Here is a 17,085-nt window from a genome sequence, read left to right as displayed (position 1 = left end):
GCGGGAGTAATCATGACCGACGCCGAGCCCGGCCCGTCCGGACCGACCGAAATCCCTCAGCGGCCCGGGGAGCGCCTGCGCGCCGCTCGCGAAGCGCAGGGCCTGTCGCTGGCCGACGTCGCCGCCCGCACCCGCATCCCGCAACGTCACCTCGAATCGATCGAAACCGGCACCTACGAGAACCTGCCGTCGCAGACCTATGCGATGGGCTTTGCCCGCGCCTATGCGCGCGCGGTCGGCGTAGACGAGGTCGCGCTGGTCGCCGAGGTGCGCCAGGAGCTGAACCGCAGCTGGGACCGTCCGTCGCACAGCGTACCCGCCTATCAGGTCGACGAACCGTCGCGCTCGCCCCCCAGGGGGCTGGTGTGGGGTGGGCTGATCGTCGCGCTGCTGCTGATCGCGGGTGTCGGTCTGTGGTATGGCACCGACCTGTTCCGCGGCGGCTTCCCCAGCCTGACGAGCACGTCGCCGGCCCCCAGCGCCGAGGTAGCGGTACCGGTGCCGCAGACGGTCGCACCCGCGCCCGCGCCCGCCGCCAACGACCAGGTCACCGTGACCGCGACCGACGAGGTGTGGGTCCGCATCTACGACGGCGCCGACACGACGCTGTTGATGAAGACGATGGCGCCCGGCGAGCGATACGACATTCCGGCAGGCACGCAGGGCGCGCAGATCAACGTCGGCCGCCCCGACAAGCTGGCGATCACGGTCGGCGGCAAGCCCGTGGCGCCGCTCGGGACCGGGCGCGTCGCGATCAAGGACGTGTCGCTGGCGCCGGCGGCACTGCTGGCGCGCGGCAGCGGGACGGAAGCCGGGGCGACGGCATCAGCCACACCGGCAGCGACTCCCACCACGACGCCGCGGACGCGGACGACGCCGCGCGCCGCGCCGACGTCGAGCGCCACGCCGGCGGCGCGGCCGTCGACGCCAGCCCCCACGTCGGCGCCGATCCCGGCCCCGACGACCGCCACGCCGGGCAATGCGAACGAGCCGTAAGGCGGGCTGCGTGCCGGACGACTGGCGAAGGCCCCGGACTTCTGCGATATCAACGCTTTCGGTAACTCGACACCGGGGGGTGTGACATGCGTACTTGGATGATGGCGAGCGTCGCCGCGCTGATGCTGACGACCGGCGTGGCAAGCGCCCAGACCGCGGTCGAGGGCCGCGTCGACCGGCTGGAACGCGAAATGCGCGCGGTGCAGCGCAAGGTCTTCCCCGGCGGTGCCGGCATGACCGTCGAGCCGCAGATCACTGCGCCGCAGACCACTGTCGATCCGCTGGGGGTGCCGGCGTCGAGCCCGATCACCGACCTGACCGCGCGGGTCAGCGCGCTGGAAAGCAGTGTGCGGTCGATGACCGGCCAGGTCGAACAGGACGGCTATCGTCTGCGTCAGCTCGAGGAGGGCTTTGCTGCCTACAAGAAGGCGACCGACGCCCGGATCAAGCTGCTGGAGGACCGCGCGACCGCAGTCCTCGTGACGAGCCCGGCCGAGCCGGGCGTCGTCGATGCGACCGGTGACACGGCCCCCGCGACGGCACCGACCCGTCCCGCGGTCCGCCCGACCCGCCCGGCAGCGACGACACCGACCCCTGCGGTGACCGAGCCGGTCGCGGACGACACCGCCACGACGATCGCGCGCCCGAACACCGGCGACCCGGCGGAGGACGGCTACACCTATGGCTATCGCCTGTGGCAGGCCAAGCAATACGCAGCAGCCCAGAAGGAACTGAAGGCGGTCGCCGACAAATACCCGAAGCACCGCCGCGCAAGCTTCGCGCAGAATCTGCTGGGCCGCGCCTATCTCGATGAAGGCAAGCCCAGCCTCGCGAGCCTGGCGTTCTACGACAGCTACAAGAAATTCCCGGACGGCGAACGCGCCCCCGACAGCCTCTATTATCTGGCGCAATCGCTGGTGAAACTGAAGAAGCCGGCGGCCGATGTGTGCAAGGTCTATACCGAGCTGACCGAAGTCTATGGCGCGAAGCTGACGTCGGGAATGAAGGCCGATATCGCCAAGGGCCGGGCCGCGCAGAAATGTTCGTGAGGGTGCGTTACGCCAAAACCCGTTCGTGCTGAGCTTGTCGAAGCACCGTTCTTCGTGCCGCGAGCGATGAGCGGACGTATCACAGAACGGCCCTTCGACGAGCTCGGGGCGAAAGGCGTTGGGGGTGAGACAGCTTTTGCCGCCGCGACAGACCGCTTCCGCGCCGACCTGGCCGCACTGATCGGCGTTCCCACCCGACCGATCGCGGTTGCCGTATCCGGTGGGCCGGATTCGATGGCCCTTCTCGCGCTGTCCTTCGCGACCGGTCCGACGATCGCTGCGACGGTCGATCACCGCCTGCGGCCCGACTCCGTTGCCGAAACGCTGATGGTCGCCGAGTGGTGCGCGCGGAACGGGATCGCGCACACGACCCTGCTGCCACCCGACGGCTGGGTGCCGCAATCGATCCAGGCCGATGCGCGCGCGCTGCGCTATGCCTTGCTGACCAACTGGGCGCAGGCGCAGGGAGCCAGCGTGCTGCTGACCGCGCACCATGCCGACGACCAGGCCGAAACGTTCCTGATGCGCGCCGGGCGCGGCGCAGGCGTGACCGGGCTCGGGGGCGTCCGGTCCGCGCGTCGGGAGGGCGGCGTGCGACTTGCGCGTCCGCTGCTCGGCTGGCGGCGGGCAGAGCTGCGCGCGGTGGCGGAAACGCTCGGCCTCCCGTTCGTCGACGATCCAAGCAACATCGATCCACGGTTCGACCGCGCACGGATGCGGGCCTGGTTGGCCGACGCGCCGATCGATGCCGCGAGCATCGCCCAGTCCGCTGCAGCCTGTGCGGAGGCCGACGTCGCACTCGATGCCGTCGCCGACCTACTGTTCAAGGAGCGCCGCCGCAGCGGCGGGTGGGAGATGACCGGCTTGCCGCGCGAGCTGCGCCGCCGCCTGGTCCGCCGAGCGATTCTTCATGTCCGCGCGACCGATTCGTGCGAAGGCCGGTTCGATTCGGCGACCAATGTCGAAGGGCTCCTCGACGCACTGGATGCTGGCGGACAGGCGACATTGGCAGGCGTTCTTGCTGCTGCGCGCGGTCAAACCTGGCAATTCACGCCCGCCCCACCGCGTCGATCATAAAGGGTCTAAAGTTGGTCAGGACGGGGTCGTGACGGAGCCGATTTTGGTTCAGGGCAAGAAGCGAGGAGCGGAGCGATGCTATTGCATCGTGACCGACGAGCGACGCCGCCCTGGGGCAATCGGCCCGCCGCTTCGCGGTCGCCCGCAGGAACGCGCTGATCAGCGTCGCTTGCTTGGAGGTAGCGCCGCTACCTGCTGCGCTGCACTCCTAGCCAGCGCGTTCCTTCGGGCGATCACGATCCCCGTCCTGACCAACTTTAGACCCTTATCGACGCTGTTCCATTGCCATTAACCTACGCTCGCCTATCTTATCGTGCGTAGAAAGGTGCTCACAGCGCAATGAACGACAACGACAAGCAGCCCTCCCCCGGTGGCGGCGGCAATCCCTGGATGAAGAGCCTGATGATCTGGGTCGGCATCCTGCTGGCTCTCGCGCTCTTCGTACAGTTGTTCGACACCCGCGGATCGGCGGGGTCGGGGAGCGAGATCGCCTATTCGACCTTCCTCGACCGCGTCGACGAAGGCACCGTCAAGGAAGTCGCGATCAGCCGCGACGCGATCGTCGGCAAGACGACGGCGGGCGATGCATTCCGCACGCGCCCGTTGCCGGTGCCCGATCCCACGCTGGTTCCGACGTTGCGCCAGAAGGGCGTGACCGTTTCGGCACGGGCGGAGGAAGGATCGTCGATCTGGGCGGCGGTGCTCGCGCAGTCGCTGCCCTTCCTGCTGTTCATCGGCATCGCGTTCTTCGTCGTGCGCCAGATGCAGAAGAATTCGGGCGCGGGCGGCGCGATGGGCTTCGGCAAGTCGCGCGCCAAGATGCTGACCCAGAAGGAAGGTCGCGTGACCTTCGACGATGTCGCCGGCATCGACGAAGCGCGCGAGGAGTTACAGGAAGTCGTCGAGTTCCTGAAGGATCCGTCGAAGTTCGCGCGACTGGGCGGCAAGATCCCGAAGGGTGCGCTGCTGGTCGGGTCGCCGGGTACCGGCAAGACCCTGCTCGCCCGCGCGATCGCCGGCGAAGCGGGCGTGCCGTTCTTCACCATTTCGGGTTCGGACTTCGTCGAGATGTTCGTCGGCGTGGGCGCCAGCCGCGTCCGCGACATGTTCGAACAGGCCAAGAAGTCGGCGCCGTGCATCGTCTTCATCGACGAAATCGACGCGGTCGGCCGTCATCGCGGTGCTGGTCTGGGCAACGGCAACGACGAACGCGAGCAGACGCTGAACCAGCTGCTGGTCGAAATGGACGGTTTCGAGGCGAACGAGGGCATCATCATCGTCGCCGCGACCAACCGCCCCGACGTGCTCGACCCCGCGCTGCTGCGTCCGGGCCGCTTCGACCGCCAGGTCGTCGTGCCGCGCCCGGATATCGAGGGCCGCATCAAGATCCTCGAAGTCCATATGAAGAAGGTGCCGCTGGCCCCCGACGTCGATTCGCGCGTCATCGCACGCGGGACGCCGGGTTTCTCGGGCGCCGACCTGGCGAACCTCGTCAACGAGGCTGCGCTGATGGCCGCACGCAAGGGCAAGCGCCTGGTCGCGATGCAGGAGTTCGAGGAAGCCAAGGACAAGGTCATGATGGGCGCGGAACGCCGCTCCATGGTCATGACCGACGACGAGAAGCGGATGACCGCCTATCACGAGGCAGGCCATGCGATCGTCAGCATCCACGAGCCGGCGAGCGACCCGATCCACAAGGCGACGATCATCCCGCGCGGTCGCGCGCTGGGCATGGTGATGCGCCTGCCGGAGCGCGATTCGTACAGCTATCACCGCGACAAGATGTACGCGAACCTTGCGGTCAGCATGGGCGGCCGCGTCGCCGAGGAGATCATCTTCGGCTACGACAAGGTGTCGAGCGGTGCGAGCGGAGACATCCAGTATGCGACGGGTCTCGCTCGCGACATGGTCACGAAATGGGGCATGTCGGACAAGGTCGGCCCGGTCGAATATGCCCAGCCCGAAGGCGAAAGCTTCCTCGGCTACTCGTCGAGCCAGCCGGTGCGGATGTCGAACGCCACGGCGCAGCTGATCGACGACGAGATCAAGAGCATCGTCGAAGGCGGCCTGACGCGTGCGAAGGAAGTGCTGAGCAAGCACATCGATCAGCTCCACCTGCTGGCCAAGGCGCTGCTCGAATATGAGACGCTGTCGGGCGAAGAGATCAAGCGGCTGATCGCCGGCGAGGATATCGACCGGCCTGATCCCGGCGCCAAGGCGACGACGGTGCCGGTCAGCGGCACGTCGATTCCCAAGACCAAGCGGCCGAGCGGGCCCTTCGGCAACCCGGCGCCGCAAGGGGCGTGAGATAAAGGGGGCGGGCTTCGGTCCGCCCTTTTTTTGGGCAATCGTCTTTTGTTGGGGAATCGCTCTTGACCGTCATCCCCGCGAAGGCGGGGATCAATTGATGGAGAGCGGAGTGAGTCTCACGGCGTTTAGCCAGAATTTATCCCCGCCTTCGCGGGGATGACGTTGGAAAGGTGCGGCGCCGATCAATCCCGCGACCACCTTGCGAAGATCGCGGTCGGCAGCGTCAGCCCGCGCGCTTCCTCGCGCACGCCCAACTCTCCGCATTCGACCCGTCCCGGCAAGTCGCCGAACTGCTGGCGCACCAGTTCCCCGATCGCCAGGGCCGACAGGCGTACCGCGTAGACCGTCAGGAACAGGAACCGCGAGTCGGCATCGATCAGCTTGCGGCAGTCGGCGATCAGGCTCGGCAGATGTTCCTCGAGCTTCCACACCTCGCCATTCGGGCCGCGACCCCATTTCGGCGGATCGAGGATGACGCCGTCATAGCGCCGGCCCCGCCGGACTTCGCGTGCGGCGAACTTGCCCGCATCCTCGACCAGCCAACGCACCGGCTTGTCCGCCATGCCCGACAGCGCCGCGTTGGCGCGGGCGGCGTCGACCGATTTCTTCGAGGCATCGACATGCACCATCCGCGCGCCCGCCGCCGCCAGCGCCAGCGTGCCGACGCCGGTATAGCCGAACAGGTTGAGGCATTCGGGATCGCCAACACCCGCAATCCGAGCCCGCATCCAGTCCCAGACCGGCGCCATGTCGGGGAAAAACCCGAGGTGTCGGAACGGCGTGTTCTGCGCGGTGAAGCGAACCTCGCGCCACGTCAGCGGCCAGCCGTCGCGGGGCACGTCGCGCGACAATTCCCATCGCCCGCCCCCGTCTTCGTCCGCGCCGGGAAGGAACTCGCCATCCGCCTGCCAGTCGGTCGAGGCGGGCGCCCACATCGCCTGCGGTTCGGGGCGGACGAAGCGGAATCGGCCGTAGCGTTCGAGCTTTCGCCCATGGCCCGAATCGATCAGGCCGTAGTCGGCCCAGGGTTCGCCGATGAGGGAGATCAAATCCTGCATTCCAAATCCGTTCGGCCTGAGCCTGTCGAAGGGCCGTTCCTCGCGCCGCACGCGAAGGTCAAGAAAAAGAGCGGTGCTTCGACAAGCTCAGCACGAACGGAGAATTATGATTCACGCCTTCGCCACCGCGCGCTCGGCGATATAGGCGGTCACGGCTTCGAACGTCGCGTCGAGCGTGTCGTAGCGCTCTTCGCGTTCGAACAGGTCGCCGACGCGGGCGGGCAAAGTCGGGCGGACGCCCGTCGCGCGCTCGACCGCGTCGCCGAACTTGGCCGGATGCGCCGTCGCCAGCGTCACGACGGGCGTACCGGCGGGCAGATCGGCGGTCCGCGCGGCAGCAAGGCCGATGGCGGTGTGGGGATCGATGACCAGGCCCGTCTCCGCGCAGGCCCAGCGCATCGTTTCCGACATATCGCCGGGCTCGACGCGGGCGCTGGTGAACAGGGCGGAGGCGCCCTCAGCCTGCGCATTGGTCAGCCGCATCGCGCGGGTCGCTTCGAAGCCGCGCATCTGTTCCGCAAGCGCCGCACCGTCGCGCTCGGCCAGGTCGAACAACAGGCGTTCGAAATTCGAACTGACCTGGATGTCCATGCTGGGCGCCGCCGTCGGCGTGACGGTTCCGGCCGAATAATCGCCCGCCGACAGCGCGCGGTGCAGAATGTCGTTGACGTTGGTCGCGACGATCAGCCTGGCGACAGGCAGGCCCATCTTCGCCGCGACATAGCCGGCGAACACGTCACCGAAATTGCCGGTCGGGACCGAAAAGGCGACCGCCCGGTCCGGTGCGCCCAGTCGAACGGCGGCGTAGAAATAATAGACGACCTGGGCCATGAGCCGCGCCCAGTTGATCGAATTGACCGCGCTCAGCGCGAAGCGGCCCGAGAAGTCGGGGTCGTTGAACATCGCCTTCACCAGCGCCTGAGCTGTGTCGAAATCGCCGCGGATCGCGATGTTGTGGACGTTGGGCGCCAGAACCGTCGTCATCTGGCGACGCTGGACGTCGCTCACCCGGCCCTCTGGGTGCAGCATGAAGATATCGACATGTTCGCGGCCCGCCAGCGCATCGATGGCAGCCGAACCGGTGTCGCCGCTGGTCGCGCCGACGACGGTCAGGTGGGTGTCGCTGCCGGTCAGGAAGCGTTCGAACAATAGCCCCAGGAACTGCAACGCGACGTCCTTAAACGCCAGCGTGGGTCCATGGAACAGCTCGAGCAGGAAATGGCGCTGGTCGAGCTGGACGAGCGGCGTCACTGCGGCGTGGCTGAACCGCCCATAGGCGGCCGCGCACATCGCGCGCAATTCGTCCGGGGTCAGCGCGTCGCCGACGAACGGCGCCATGATCCGCGCGGCCGTGTCGGCATAGGACAGGCCGGCGAGATCGGCGATCTCCTGCGCGCTGAGCGTCGGCCACGCGTCGGGCACGTACAGCCCGCCGTCGCTGGCGAGTCCGGCCAGCGTCGCGTCGCGGAAGTCGAGGGTCGGGGCGGTGCCGCGGGTGCTCTGATAGCGCATGATGGCGCGGCCTAGCGGGCGGGCGGGCGAGGGGCAAGAAAGCTTGGAGCTGGGGTGGGTAAAGGCGGGTAACGTCATTCCGGCGAAGGCGGGAATCAATTTCGGCTGACGTTGGTGAGTCTGACGTCCTTCAGCGACTGTTGAGCCCCGCCATCTCCGGGATGACGATCTTGAGCGCTGGCCTAGCGCCGCCGCCGCACACGTAGCGCGAGGACGTAGATTGCCGCCGCAATCCCCGCGAACAGGAACCACTGCACCGCATAGGCCAGATGGTTGTTCGGCACCGCCGACAGGTCCGGCCCCGGATTGGCGGTCAGCCCGATCGGTGGGGCGTCCGACACCAGCATCAGCCGTTTCGGGCTATGGTCGAAGAGGCTGGAGATCAGCGGCCGCGAATCGGGGGCGTGGCTGAGAAAGCCGGTAACCGGGCCACCCGACCATTCGGGCGTCGCGTTGAAATCGCTCGCGATGCCGAGCTGAACGGGAACGACGCCCGCGCCCGGCGTGCGACAGGCCGCGATCACGCGCCAGCCGGGCTTGCCGTCGGCGGTTCGCCCGCTCTGGCGCGCGATATCGCTGACGCTCAGGCAATCGATCGACGATTTGCGAAACAGCAGCGTGTCGCCCACGCCACTTGCCGGGAATAGGACGGCGTCGCGGCCAACGTTGGCGGCGAGCTGGATCAGCGCCGCTTCCTTTTCCTGTTTGCGGGCGAGCTGCCAGACGCCGAGGCCGATCATCGCCGCGATCGCGAGCCCGACGACGATCGTCGGGATCAAGGGCCAGCGCTTCATTCGTCGTCCTTTATCAACCGTCCTTCACGCGCGGCCTGGCGGTATTCGGCGGTGATCAGCGCCGCCTTGGCGATCCGCAGGCCGACCAGGACGCAACCGAGCGTTAGCGCAGGCCACAGCAGCAGGTGAACCCAGAAAGGCGGTTCGGCGCCCAATTCGAGTAACACCGCAAGCAAGGTCACCAGGCCGCCGACGGCCAAAGTCAGGAACGCGGCCGGGCCGTCACCGACGTTGAAACCGGCGAGGTCGAGCCCGCAGGACGAACAGCGCGGAGCGAAACGAACGGCACCAGCGAAAAGGGTCCGCGCCCCGCAGCGGGGGCACAGACCCTTCAATGCCGCCCCGGCCAGGCCGGGCGTGGTCATGCGTTGATCAGCCGCCGTGGACCGGCGCGCCCCAGCTGCCCCACACATAGATGGAGACGAACAGGAACAGCCACACGACGTCGACGAAGTGCCAGTACCAGGCGGCGGCTTCGAAGCCGAAGTGCTGGCGCGGCGTGAAGTCGCCCCTGTACGCACGAACCAGGCAGACGGCGAGGAAGATGGTGCCGATCAGCACGTGCACGCCGTGGAAGCCGGTCGCCATGAAGAACGACGCGCCGTAGTTCAGGCCCTTAAACGGGAAAGGCGCGTGGATATATTCATATGCCTGGATGCAGCTGAACACCGCGCCCAGCAGGATCGTGCACCACAGGCCCTTCTTCAGGCCGTCGCGGTCGCCGTGGATCAGCGCGTGGTGCGCCCAGGTGACCGTCGTGCCCGACAGCAGCAGGATGAAGGTGTTGAGCAGTGGCAGTTCGAAGGCGTTGATGACTTCCAGGCCCTTCGGCGGCCACTGGGCCACGCCTTCGGTCAGCAATTCGACCGTCCCGGCTTCGCCATGCGCGCCCGGCGTATACCCGACCATCGCCGGGAACAGCGAGAAGTCGAAGAACGCCCAGAACCACCCGACGAAGAACATCACTTCGGACGCGATGAACAGGATCATGCCATAGCGCAGGTGCAGCTGGACGACAGGCGTATGGTCGCCGGCATGCGCCTCGCGAATGACGTCGGCCCACCAGAAATACATCGTCGCCAGCACGCCGGCGAAGCCCAGGCCGAACACGGCCGGGCCGAAATGATGGTCCTTCATCCACAGCAGGCCACCGACCGCCAGCAGGCCGGCGGTCAACGACCCCATCAGCGGCCAGGGGCTGGGGGGAAGAATATGGTAATCGTGATTCTTGGCACCGGCCATGGTGGCGTCCCTGTTCGACGTGTTTACCGCCCGCTCTAGGGCGCGTCGGGCGCTAGGGCAAGGTGGGAGAAGAAGGAGGAAGGGGGTTCGGGCGCCCCTGCGAGGCGCAAGGCGCGAAGGCGCGAAGGCGCGAAGATGGCTCACCTGCCGATCGCGATCGCAAGACGCCTCGAACGCTTACAGATAAGGGTTGCTGCGCAGCCGAGGGGGCAACCCTCTTCGCGCCTTCGCGCCTTGTGCCCGCAGGGCACACGAACATCCTGCTTCCTCTTCTTCGGCAAGTCCCGCGTCCCCCGCGGATTTGCGCGCGGCCTTGGATACCGGATCAAGTCCGGCATGACGGCGGCGGGGTCAGCCCTTCTTGTCGACCGGATAGAAGGTGTAGCTCAGCGTGATCGTGTCGATGTCGCGCGCGTCGGGGTCGTCCTTGATCTTCGGGTCGACGAAGAAGATGACCGGCATGCGCACCGTCTCGCCGGGCTTGAGCGTCTGTTCGGTGAAGCAGAAACACTCGATCTTGGTGAAATACTTCCCTGCCTGCGCCGGCGAAACGTTGTACGTCGCCGTGCCGGTGATCGGCTTGTCCGACCGGTTGGTCGCGGTGAAGAATTCCATGTCGCGCGCGCCGATGTCGACCTTCGTCTGTTCGACCTCGGGCCTGAACGCCCAGGCGAGCTTCGGGCTGACGTTGCTGTCGAAGGCGACGGTGATCTTCCCGCCCGACGCGCCAGGCGCCTGGGTGCCGCGGTTGGTGGTGCCGCCGAGGCCCGTCGCTTCGCAGAACATGTTGTAGAGCGGCACGCTGGCGAAACCCAGGCCGGTCATGCCGCACACGCCCAGCACGGCGATCAGCGCGGTGCGATGGGTCCGCTGCATCAGGGGTGCATCCCGGCCTTGATCTTCGAAATGGTGATCGCGAACATCAGGATCACGAACGCACCCAGCAGCACGGCCATGACGATCGAGCGGCTCTTCTGCCGGCGACGGATTTCGAGTTCTTCGTTGGGGGTCATGCCATCCACCTGTCTGCGACCACGGCCGCGAAAATAAGCGCGAGATAGGCGAGGCTGAATTTGAACAGCCGCTTTTCGGGCAGCATCTTGTCACCCTCGTGCGTCGTGCGCGTCGCCACCTGAAGCGCCATCGCACCGAAAATCGCGGTCAGTACGCTTGCGCTCACGCCATAGATGGGGCCGGTCAGCCCCAGCGGCCAGGGGGCGACCGCAACCAAGGCCATGGGAATCGTATAAAGCCCGATCTGCGTGCGCGTCGCCCGTTCGCCGGCGACGACCGGCAGCATCGGCACACCGGCGTTGGCGTAATCCATGCGGATGAACAGCGCGAGCGCCCAGAAATGCGGCGGCGTCCACAGAAACACGGTGGCGAAGAGGAGGAACGGCAACAGCGCCACCTGCCCCGTCGCCGCGGCCCAGCCGATCAGCGGCGGAAAGGCGCCCGCCGCACCGCCGATAACGATGTTCTGCGGCGTTCGACGCTTCAGCCAGACGGTATAGACGAGGACGTAGAACAGGATCGAGATCGTCAGGATACCGGCCGCAGCGTAATTGACCGCCAGCCCCATCAGCACGACCGAGAAGATCGCGAGGCCGACGCCGAAATGGAGCGCGGCCTGGCGGTCCATCCGCCCGGCAGGCAGCGGACGCCCCTGCGTCCGCTTCATCACCGCATCGATATCGGCCTCATACCACTGGTTGAGCGCACCCGCCGCGCCCGCGCCCAGCGCGATGCACAGGATGGCGGTGAAGCCGAGCACCGGATCGATCGGCACGGGCGCGGCAAGCATGCCGCACAGCCCGGTGAAGACGACCAGCGTCATCACCCGGGGCTTGGTCAGCGCCAAGAAATCACGCCATTCGGCGGGCAGGGTCAGCGGGGTATCGGCGGCGGTCATGATGTTGCCGCGCGCTATAAGCCGATGTGCGGACAGGGGAAAGGGTTGAAGACTTCGCTCTCATCTTGCCCCTTATCGCGCCGGCAGCGCACGCTCTGGATTGGCGCCGATCCCTTTACGCAAAACCACCGGCGCCGGGCAGCCGTCCGGGCCCTGGCGATAGACGGTCAGCACCTGCGACGCGGGCGGCTGGTCGCCGAGCTTCATCGATGGCCGCGCTCTCGTCCCCGCCGTCTTGTCCGCAGTCGGGGCGCAGCGGTCAGGGGTAGCTTTGATCAGGAACCGCTCGGAGCCTTGCGCGGCGGCGGGGCCGGCCATCAGGGTCGTCGCAAGAAACATCGCCACAAAACGCATCGTCGATCTCCCGTTCGAATCAGCAGCTTTCATATTTCCAGTTCCGTCGCTTGCCCTCGCGCAGCCATTCCAGCGACTGCGCGACGCGTTTGTCGCGCGTTTCGGGGCGTTTGGCGTCGGCCACCCAGTCGCAATAGTCGCGGCGGGCGCTCGGGGGAAACGCATCGAAGGCCGCTTTGGCTGCGGCGTCCGCAGCGAGTGCGGTCATCAGCGCTGGGGGAACGTCAACCTCGCGCTTCGCCGGTGCCGCACCGCGCTTCGTTGGCGCGCCCGCGGCAGCGCGCTCGCGCACCATGGCTTCGAACGTCGCGGCATCGGGCAGGTCGGCCAGCGAGGCGATCCGCCCCATCTGCCCCATCGCCTCGCCCTCGCGGCCGGTCGCCGCGGCCCGGTTCCAGAAACCGAAAGTCGCATGGGCTTTGAACGCCGCCATGTTGGCGAAGGGGCGACCGCCACGCAGGAAGGCGGGCATCCCCCATTTGATCGATTCGGCAGTGTCGGGCGTCGCTTCGTGGACGCGGTCGCGCAGCCAGGTCAGGATCGGCTGCGCGAAGGGCGCGGCGGCAGCGATATAGGCATCGACTCTGGCGTCGCGGGGCATGGCGGCATGCTGCGCCGACCCCGCGATCCGGTCAATGCGACAAAGGACCAAAACGTGCCACGTCTGCCCCCGTGGAGGCCGCAGCCTTTGCCGTCAAAGCCTTGCGCCCGCCAAAAGCCCCGGCCTGGACCGGAGCATGGGCGATCGGCCTACGGCCGCAGGGCGGTGTCGTCGCCGTCGCCCAGTTCCTCGTCGATATCCTCGGCGTCGTCCTCGAAATCCTCCTGGAGCGCGTCTTCCTCGAGGTCGTCTTCGTCGGCCAGCGCGTCCTCGTCCTCCTCGCCGACCTCGTCCGACAACATTTCGAGATCGTCGGTATCGTCGTCGTCGAGCGGGTCGTCGCCCAGGTCGGGAGCGATATCGGTCAGGATCGTGCCGTCGCTCGGCCCGTCACGCGTCGCCTCGAGGATTTCGGCACGCTGGCTTTCGTCGAAGCCGTCCTCGTCGAACCCGTCGTCGCCTGCGCCCTGCGCCTGTACCTGATGACCACCCATCGTCCGTCTCCGACAAATTGCTTCGTCGTGATCGAACGGCGGGAGGTCAGGCCTGTTCCACTGCCTCGCGACGAATCGCATTGTCATAGGCCGGGCGGAACAGGCGCCCGCGTTCGGCCAGCAGCACGATGACGAGCGCGGTCAGGCCCATCACGGTGAAGCCTGTATAGAGCGGAATGGTGGTGCCGTTGTATTGCTGGCCGACATAGGCGCCGATCAGCGCGGCCCCCAATGTCGAGATGAAGCCCTGGAGACTCGCAGCGGTGCCGGCGATGTCGCCCATATTCTCCATCGCCATCGCCGAGAAATTGGAGGTCGCAAGCCCGAAACATGCCATCATGAGCGCCTGCACGATGATGAAGTTCGTCAGCGTCTCCGCTCCCGACAGGGCGATGGCGAGGTGCAGTGCGGCGAAGACGATGAACCCGAGGAGCGCGGTGTGCGATATCAGCCGCGTACCAAGCTTCATCACGATCCGCGAATTGACGAACGACCCGATCGCCATCGTGCCCGCGACGGAGGCGAAGACGAGCGCGAGCAGGTTCGGGACCTTGAACACTTCGAACACGATCTGCTGGATCGACCCGATGAAGCCGAACAACGCGCCCTGCAGCGCGGTCGCGGCGAGCGTGTAGCCGAGCGCATAACGGTCCTTCACGATCCGCGCCGCGCCGGTGCCGAGCGATCCCAGCGTGAACGGCCGGCGATCCTCCACCGCCAGCGTTTCGGGCATGCGGGCGAGGAACCATAGCAGGATGAGGAGCGTCGCGCCGGCAATGCCGCCGAAGATCCAGCGCCAGCTGCCGACGAGCAGGATCAGCTGGCCGAAGGTCGGTGCAAGGACGGGGGCGGCCATGAAGAAGATGAAGGCAAGGCTCATCACCCGCGCCATCGCGCGCCCCGCGTAGCAGTCACGCACCAGCGCGACCGTCACCGTACGCGCGCCCGCCACCATCGCGCCCGACGCCGCGCGCGCAGCAAGCAACAGCACGAAACTGCCCGAGAACGCGGCCAGCAGGTTGGTCAGGACATAGCCGAGCAGCGCCACGACCAGCACTGGCCGGCGCCCGAACCGGTCGGTCGCCGGGCCGTAGACCAGCATCGCGAAGGCAAAGCCGATCATGAAAGCGGTGACGACGAACTGGCGCTGATTGTCTTCGACCACACCCAGGTCGGCCGCGATCGCCGGCAGTGCGGGAAGCATCGAATCGATGCCGAGCGCGGTCAGCGCCATCAGCGCGGCGACGAGCGCGACGAATTCCGCGAACGGGATCGGCGCCCGGTTGATCTGCGGCTGGTCGGGGGAAAGCGTTGTCATCATGGGTCTGAAAGGCTCTAGGCAGGCAGGACCGGCGGGTCGACCCTTTCTAACCCGCTGTGCCGCACAACGATCCGCAAATCGCTTGCGCTCGATCAAGGTGTATTGCATGCGTAAACCACTACGTTGGGGGAATGCGATGAAGTCTTGGACACGGGGCGGGGTGGTCGGCGTGGCGCTGGCGACGGTTGCACTGGCGGGCGCGGTGCAGGCGCAGCGGTTCGACCCGCGGGCGCACAAAGGGCCGAAGCAGGGCGTGCCGAACGCGGTCGCGGTGCTCGGCACGACGCATCTGTCGGGACTTCCCAAGACGTTCGACCCAGCCACGCTCGGGCCGCTCATCGACCGACTGGCGGCATGGCGGCCCCAGGCGATCGCGGTCGAATCCCTGTCCGGACTGCAGTGCGATACGCTGCGCCGCTTTCCATCGCGCTATGCCGATACGGTGAAATCCTATTGCCCCGACGTGTCGGCAGCGGCAGCGGCGACCGGGCTCGACGTGCCCGCGGCCAATGCCGCAGCGACGGCGATGCTGGCGACCTGGCCGGCCGATCCAACCCCGGCGGACAGGCGCAAGCTGGCGGCAACGCTTCTGGCGGCGGGGGAACGCGATTCGGCGCTCGTCCAATGGCTCCGCCTCGCACCTGTCGATCGCGTGGCCGGCAACGGGCTCGATGCGACGCTGGTCGAGCAGCTCGAGACATATCGCATCCGTCGCAACGAAACCACGCTGATCGCGGCACCGCTGGCCGCGCGCCTGGGGCTGGAGCGTGTCTGGGCGATGGACGATCATAGCGCCGACAGCGCGGACGGCGACGATGCCAAGGCCGCCGGCGAGGCAATCATGGCGGCTTGGAAAAACCCGTCCAGCGCACGGCGCAAGGCCGAAAGCGCGCAGATGGAAGCAAAGCTCGGCACCGGGGACGGCGTGCTGGCGATGTACCGCCGGCTGAACGCGCCCGACCAGGGCAAACTGATCTTCGACTCCGATTTCGGCGCCCAGTTGGAAGAGCCGTCGGCTGGCCGGTACGGCCGGCAGTATCTCGGCTATTGGGAGACCCGCAACCTGCGCATGGCGGCGAACATCCGAAGCGAAATCGGGATGAAACCCGGTGTGCGCACGCTGGTGATCGTCGGGACCTCGCACAAGCCGTATCTGGACGCATATCTCGACCAGATGCACGATGTCCGCATCGTCGATGTGGCGACGCTGTTGAAATAGCGCGGCCGCCGCCGGAGTGGCGCGACTCCGGCGCGAAAACGGAGCCGTCTTTCCTGTCGTCGGACGCCTCGATCTGAGAGCATCGCCTCCGGTTTCAACGGGGGGCGATACCGAACATGGCTGTTTCTGTCCTGGCGCTGGGGATGGCGCTATCGACGTCGATGCAGGATGCATCGGCCGCGGAGTTGCGCAAGCAGGCCGACGCCGCGCGCGCGACATATGAGGCGTTGCAGGCGAAGGCGTTGCAGGCCGAGATCGCCGAAAGCGAGAAGGCCGTGGCAGCGCAGCAGGCGGCGCTGAGCGCGCAACGCGCGCGGCTGGCAGCACTCAGGGCCCCCGTGCCTGCCCTGCCCGCCGCCACGATCCTACCCGCTCCGCCGGCGGTGCCCGTGCCGAGCGCGCTGGTCGAGGCGGCCGAGAGCAGCGGTGCGACCGTCACCACCGAGACGAGTATGACGAAGGACGGCACCACCGTCAGTCAGAAGACGACCGTGACTCCTTACAGCCAGGAGGACATCCGCGACGGCGAGAACAAACGCAAGTTCGGCGGCATCGAATTCGGTGTCGGCATCGCCTATACCCTCGACACCGGCAAATATCAGCGCATCCGCGAGGCGGAACTGGTCAACAACATCGTCCGCGTCAACCGCAGCGAGAATTCGTCCGCGCGCTTCGTGCTCGAGTCACATTATCTGTTCACGCCCGTCAACAGCCGACTGAACGGCAATACCAGCGACTTCCTGGGCTTGCACAACCGATGCGAGAAATGGAGCGAGCCGACACCGCAGGCCGCTGCGGACGAAGCGGATAAGGGGGCGACCGTCTATCCGCCGAAGCGGACGTGTGAAACGGTGCGGGCGCAATGGGGCATCGGTCCGTTCGTCGCGCTGCAGCCCGGCACCGACAATGTGATCGACGCGATCGGCACCGGCATCATGGTGGGCCTGCGCCGGTCGTCGAAGAGCACGGACAGCTTCAACCTGGGGATCGGCGCGATGGTCGACATCAACGCGCAGACGCTGGGCAACGGCATCGTCGAGGATCAGCCGCTGCCGGCCGGCGATACGCTGCGGTTCAAACGCCGGTCGCAGCTCGGGCTGCTGCTGATGTCGTCCTATTCGTTCTGACGCGCGAGCCGGAAGGGGG

Annotated in this window: 18 protein-coding genes; 6 read left to right on the top strand and 12 right to left on the bottom strand. The window is 67.0% G+C overall.

Translation table 11 applies throughout. The annotated features are described in order from the left end of the window. Window positions 1-12: 12 nt before the first annotated feature. From JW805_17475 to ftsH, 4 genes are all read left to right on the top strand, one after another. Window positions 13-996, top strand: a complete 984-nt coding sequence (locus JW805_17475) for a helix-turn-helix domain-containing protein (protein ID MBN2973801.1) — start codon at window positions 13-15, stop codon at window positions 994-996. 86 nt (window positions 997-1,082) lie between these two features. Further along, window positions 1,083-2,045: a tetratricopeptide repeat protein gene (locus tag JW805_17470; GenBank protein ID MBN2973800.1), complete on the top strand. Its 963-nt coding sequence runs from the start codon at window positions 1,083-1,085 to the stop codon at window positions 2,043-2,045. Between the two features lie 66 nt (window positions 2,046-2,111). Then, entirely contained in the window at window positions 2,112-3,122 is a 1,011-nt protein-coding gene (gene tilS / locus JW805_17465) for a tRNA lysidine(34) synthetase TilS (protein MBN2973799.1), read from the top strand. 390 nt (window positions 3,123-3,512) lie between these two features. After that, window positions 3,513-5,429 (top strand): ATP-dependent zinc metalloprotease FtsH, encoded by a 1,917-nt coding sequence (gene ftsH / locus JW805_17460; protein ID MBN2973798.1) that lies wholly within the window; start codon window positions 3,513-3,515, stop codon window positions 5,427-5,429. Between the two features lie 185 nt (window positions 5,430-5,614). On the opposite strand, the gene JW805_17455 is transcribed toward ftsH, so the two are convergent. The 12 genes from JW805_17455 to JW805_17400 all read right to left on the bottom strand — a co-directional run bounded on the left by JW805_17455 (window position 5,615) and on the right by JW805_17400 (window position 14,720). Then, window positions 5,615-6,490 (bottom strand): class I SAM-dependent methyltransferase, encoded by an 876-nt coding sequence (locus tag JW805_17455; GenBank protein MBN2973797.1) that lies wholly within the window; start codon window positions 6,488-6,490, stop codon window positions 5,615-5,617. A 111-nt stretch (window positions 6,491-6,601) separates the two neighbouring features. Next, on the bottom strand, window positions 6,602-8,002 hold the full coding sequence (locus JW805_17450) for a threonine synthase (GenBank protein MBN2973796.1): 1,401 nt from the start codon (window positions 8,000-8,002) through the stop codon (window positions 6,602-6,604). A 182-nt stretch (window positions 8,003-8,184) separates the two neighbouring features. Next, window positions 8,185-8,796 (bottom strand): SURF1 family protein, encoded by a 612-nt coding sequence (locus JW805_17445; protein ID MBN2973795.1) that lies wholly within the window; start codon window positions 8,794-8,796, stop codon window positions 8,185-8,187. After that, window positions 8,793-9,161, bottom strand: coding sequence for a DUF983 domain-containing protein (locus JW805_17440; protein ID MBN2973794.1), 369 nt, complete (start codon window positions 9,159-9,161; stop codon window positions 8,793-8,795). Before JW805_17440 ends, JW805_17445 begins: the two co-directional genes overlap by 4 nt. 7 nt (window positions 9,162-9,168) lie before the next feature. Further along, entirely contained in the window at window positions 9,169-10,038 is an 870-nt protein-coding gene (locus tag JW805_17435) for a cytochrome c oxidase subunit 3 (GenBank protein ID MBN2973793.1), read from the bottom strand. Window positions 10,039-10,389: 351 nt separating this feature from the next. After that, entirely contained in the window at window positions 10,390-10,914 is a 525-nt protein-coding gene (locus tag JW805_17430; GenBank protein ID MBN2973792.1) for a cytochrome c oxidase assembly protein, read from the bottom strand. Then, the gene (locus JW805_17425; GenBank protein ID MBN2973791.1) at window positions 10,914-11,051 is read right to left on the bottom strand and encodes a hypothetical protein; all 138 of its coding nucleotides are present in this window, start codon (window positions 11,049-11,051) and stop codon (window positions 10,914-10,916) included. The genes JW805_17430 and JW805_17425 overlap by 1 nt, the downstream gene beginning before the upstream one ends. Next, window positions 11,048-11,950, bottom strand: a complete 903-nt coding sequence (locus JW805_17420) for a protoheme IX farnesyltransferase (GenBank protein MBN2973790.1) — start codon at window positions 11,948-11,950, stop codon at window positions 11,048-11,050. Before JW805_17420 ends, JW805_17425 begins: the two co-directional genes overlap by 4 nt. A 72-nt stretch (window positions 11,951-12,022) precedes the next feature. Further along, window positions 12,023-12,304 (bottom strand): hypothetical protein, encoded by a 282-nt coding sequence (locus JW805_17415; GenBank protein ID MBN2973789.1) that lies wholly within the window; start codon window positions 12,302-12,304, stop codon window positions 12,023-12,025. A 19-nt stretch (window positions 12,305-12,323) separates the two neighbouring features. Further along, a complete protein-coding gene (locus JW805_17410) occupies window positions 12,324-12,905 on the bottom strand; it encodes a YdeI/OmpD-associated family protein (GenBank protein ID MBN2973788.1) in 582 nt (193 codons plus the stop codon). A 149-nt stretch (window positions 12,906-13,054) separates the two neighbouring features. Further along, entirely contained in the window at window positions 13,055-13,399 is a 345-nt protein-coding gene (locus JW805_17405) for a hypothetical protein (GenBank protein MBN2973787.1), read from the bottom strand. A gap of 46 nt (window positions 13,400-13,445) precedes the next feature. Further along, complete coding sequence (locus JW805_17400) at window positions 13,446-14,720, bottom strand: multidrug effflux MFS transporter (GenBank protein ID MBN2973786.1); 1,275 nt, start codon at window positions 14,718-14,720, stop codon at window positions 13,446-13,448. 136 nt (window positions 14,721-14,856) lie between these two features. Between JW805_17400 and JW805_17395 the strand changes: the two genes are divergently transcribed. Further along, window positions 14,857-15,939, top strand: a complete 1,083-nt coding sequence (locus tag JW805_17395) for a hypothetical protein (GenBank protein ID MBN2973785.1) — start codon at window positions 14,857-14,859, stop codon at window positions 15,937-15,939. A gap of 116 nt (window positions 15,940-16,055) precedes the next feature. Continuing rightward, entirely contained in the window at window positions 16,056-17,066 is a 1,011-nt protein-coding gene (locus JW805_17390; GenBank protein ID MBN2973784.1) for a hypothetical protein, read from the top strand. Window positions 17,067-17,085: the final 19 nt, after the last annotated feature.

The organism is Roseomonas aeriglobus (assembly GCA_016937575.1).
Lineage (GTDB): Bacteria > Pseudomonadota > Alphaproteobacteria > Sphingomonadales > Sphingomonadaceae > Sphingomonas > Sphingomonas aerigloba.
Note: the sequence above shows the minus strand (reverse complement) of the source record. Positions and strands in the feature narration are given on the sequence as shown.

Coding starts and splice junctions, on each gene's coding strand:
- JW805_17420 (MBN2973790.1), bottom strand. CDS start 11,950: ATGACCGCCGCCGATACCCCGCTGACCCTGCCCGCCGAATGGCGTGAT.
- JW805_17430 (MBN2973792.1), bottom strand. CDS start 10,914: ATGCAGCGGACCCATCGCACCGCGCTGATCGCCGTGCTGGGCGTGTGC.
- JW805_17425 (MBN2973791.1), bottom strand. CDS start 11,051: ATGACCCCCAACGAAGAACTCGAAATCCGTCGCCGGCAGAAGAGCCGC.
- JW805_17445 (MBN2973795.1), bottom strand. CDS start 8,796: ATGAAGCGCTGGCCCTTGATCCCGACGATCGTCGTCGGGCTCGCGATC.
- JW805_17395 (MBN2973785.1), top strand. CDS start 14,857: ATGAAGTCTTGGACACGGGGCGGGGTGGTCGGCGTGGCGCTGGCGACG.
- JW805_17475 (MBN2973801.1), top strand. CDS start 13: ATGACCGACGCCGAGCCCGGCCCGTCCGGACCGACCGAAATCCCTCAG.
- JW805_17440 (MBN2973794.1), bottom strand. CDS start 9,161: ATGACCACGCCCGGCCTGGCCGGGGCGGCATTGAAGGGTCTGTGCCCC.
- JW805_17415 (MBN2973789.1), bottom strand. CDS start 12,304: ATGCGTTTTGTGGCGATGTTTCTTGCGACGACCCTGATGGCCGGCCCC.
- JW805_17435 (MBN2973793.1), bottom strand. CDS start 10,038: ATGGCCGGTGCCAAGAATCACGATTACCATATTCTTCCCCCCAGCCCC.
- tilS (MBN2973799.1), top strand. CDS start 2,112: ATGAGCGGACGTATCACAGAACGGCCCTTCGACGAGCTCGGGGCGAAA.
- JW805_17400 (MBN2973786.1), bottom strand. CDS start 14,720: ATGATGACAACGCTTTCCCCCGACCAGCCGCAGATCAACCGGGCGCCG.
- JW805_17450 (MBN2973796.1), bottom strand. CDS start 8,002: ATGCGCTATCAGAGCACCCGCGGCACCGCCCCGACCCTCGACTTCCGC.
- JW805_17410 (MBN2973788.1), bottom strand. CDS start 12,905: ATGCCCCGCGACGCCAGAGTCGATGCCTATATCGCTGCCGCCGCGCCC.
- ftsH (MBN2973798.1), top strand. CDS start 3,513: ATGAAGAGCCTGATGATCTGGGTCGGCATCCTGCTGGCTCTCGCGCTC.
- JW805_17455 (MBN2973797.1), bottom strand. CDS start 6,490: ATGCAGGATTTGATCTCCCTCATCGGCGAACCCTGGGCCGACTACGGC.
- JW805_17470 (MBN2973800.1), top strand. CDS start 1,083: ATGCGTACTTGGATGATGGCGAGCGTCGCCGCGCTGATGCTGACGACC.
- JW805_17390 (MBN2973784.1), top strand. CDS start 16,056: ATGGCTGTTTCTGTCCTGGCGCTGGGGATGGCGCTATCGACGTCGATG.
- JW805_17405 (MBN2973787.1), bottom strand. CDS start 13,399: ATGGGTGGTCATCAGGTACAGGCGCAGGGCGCAGGCGACGACGGGTTC.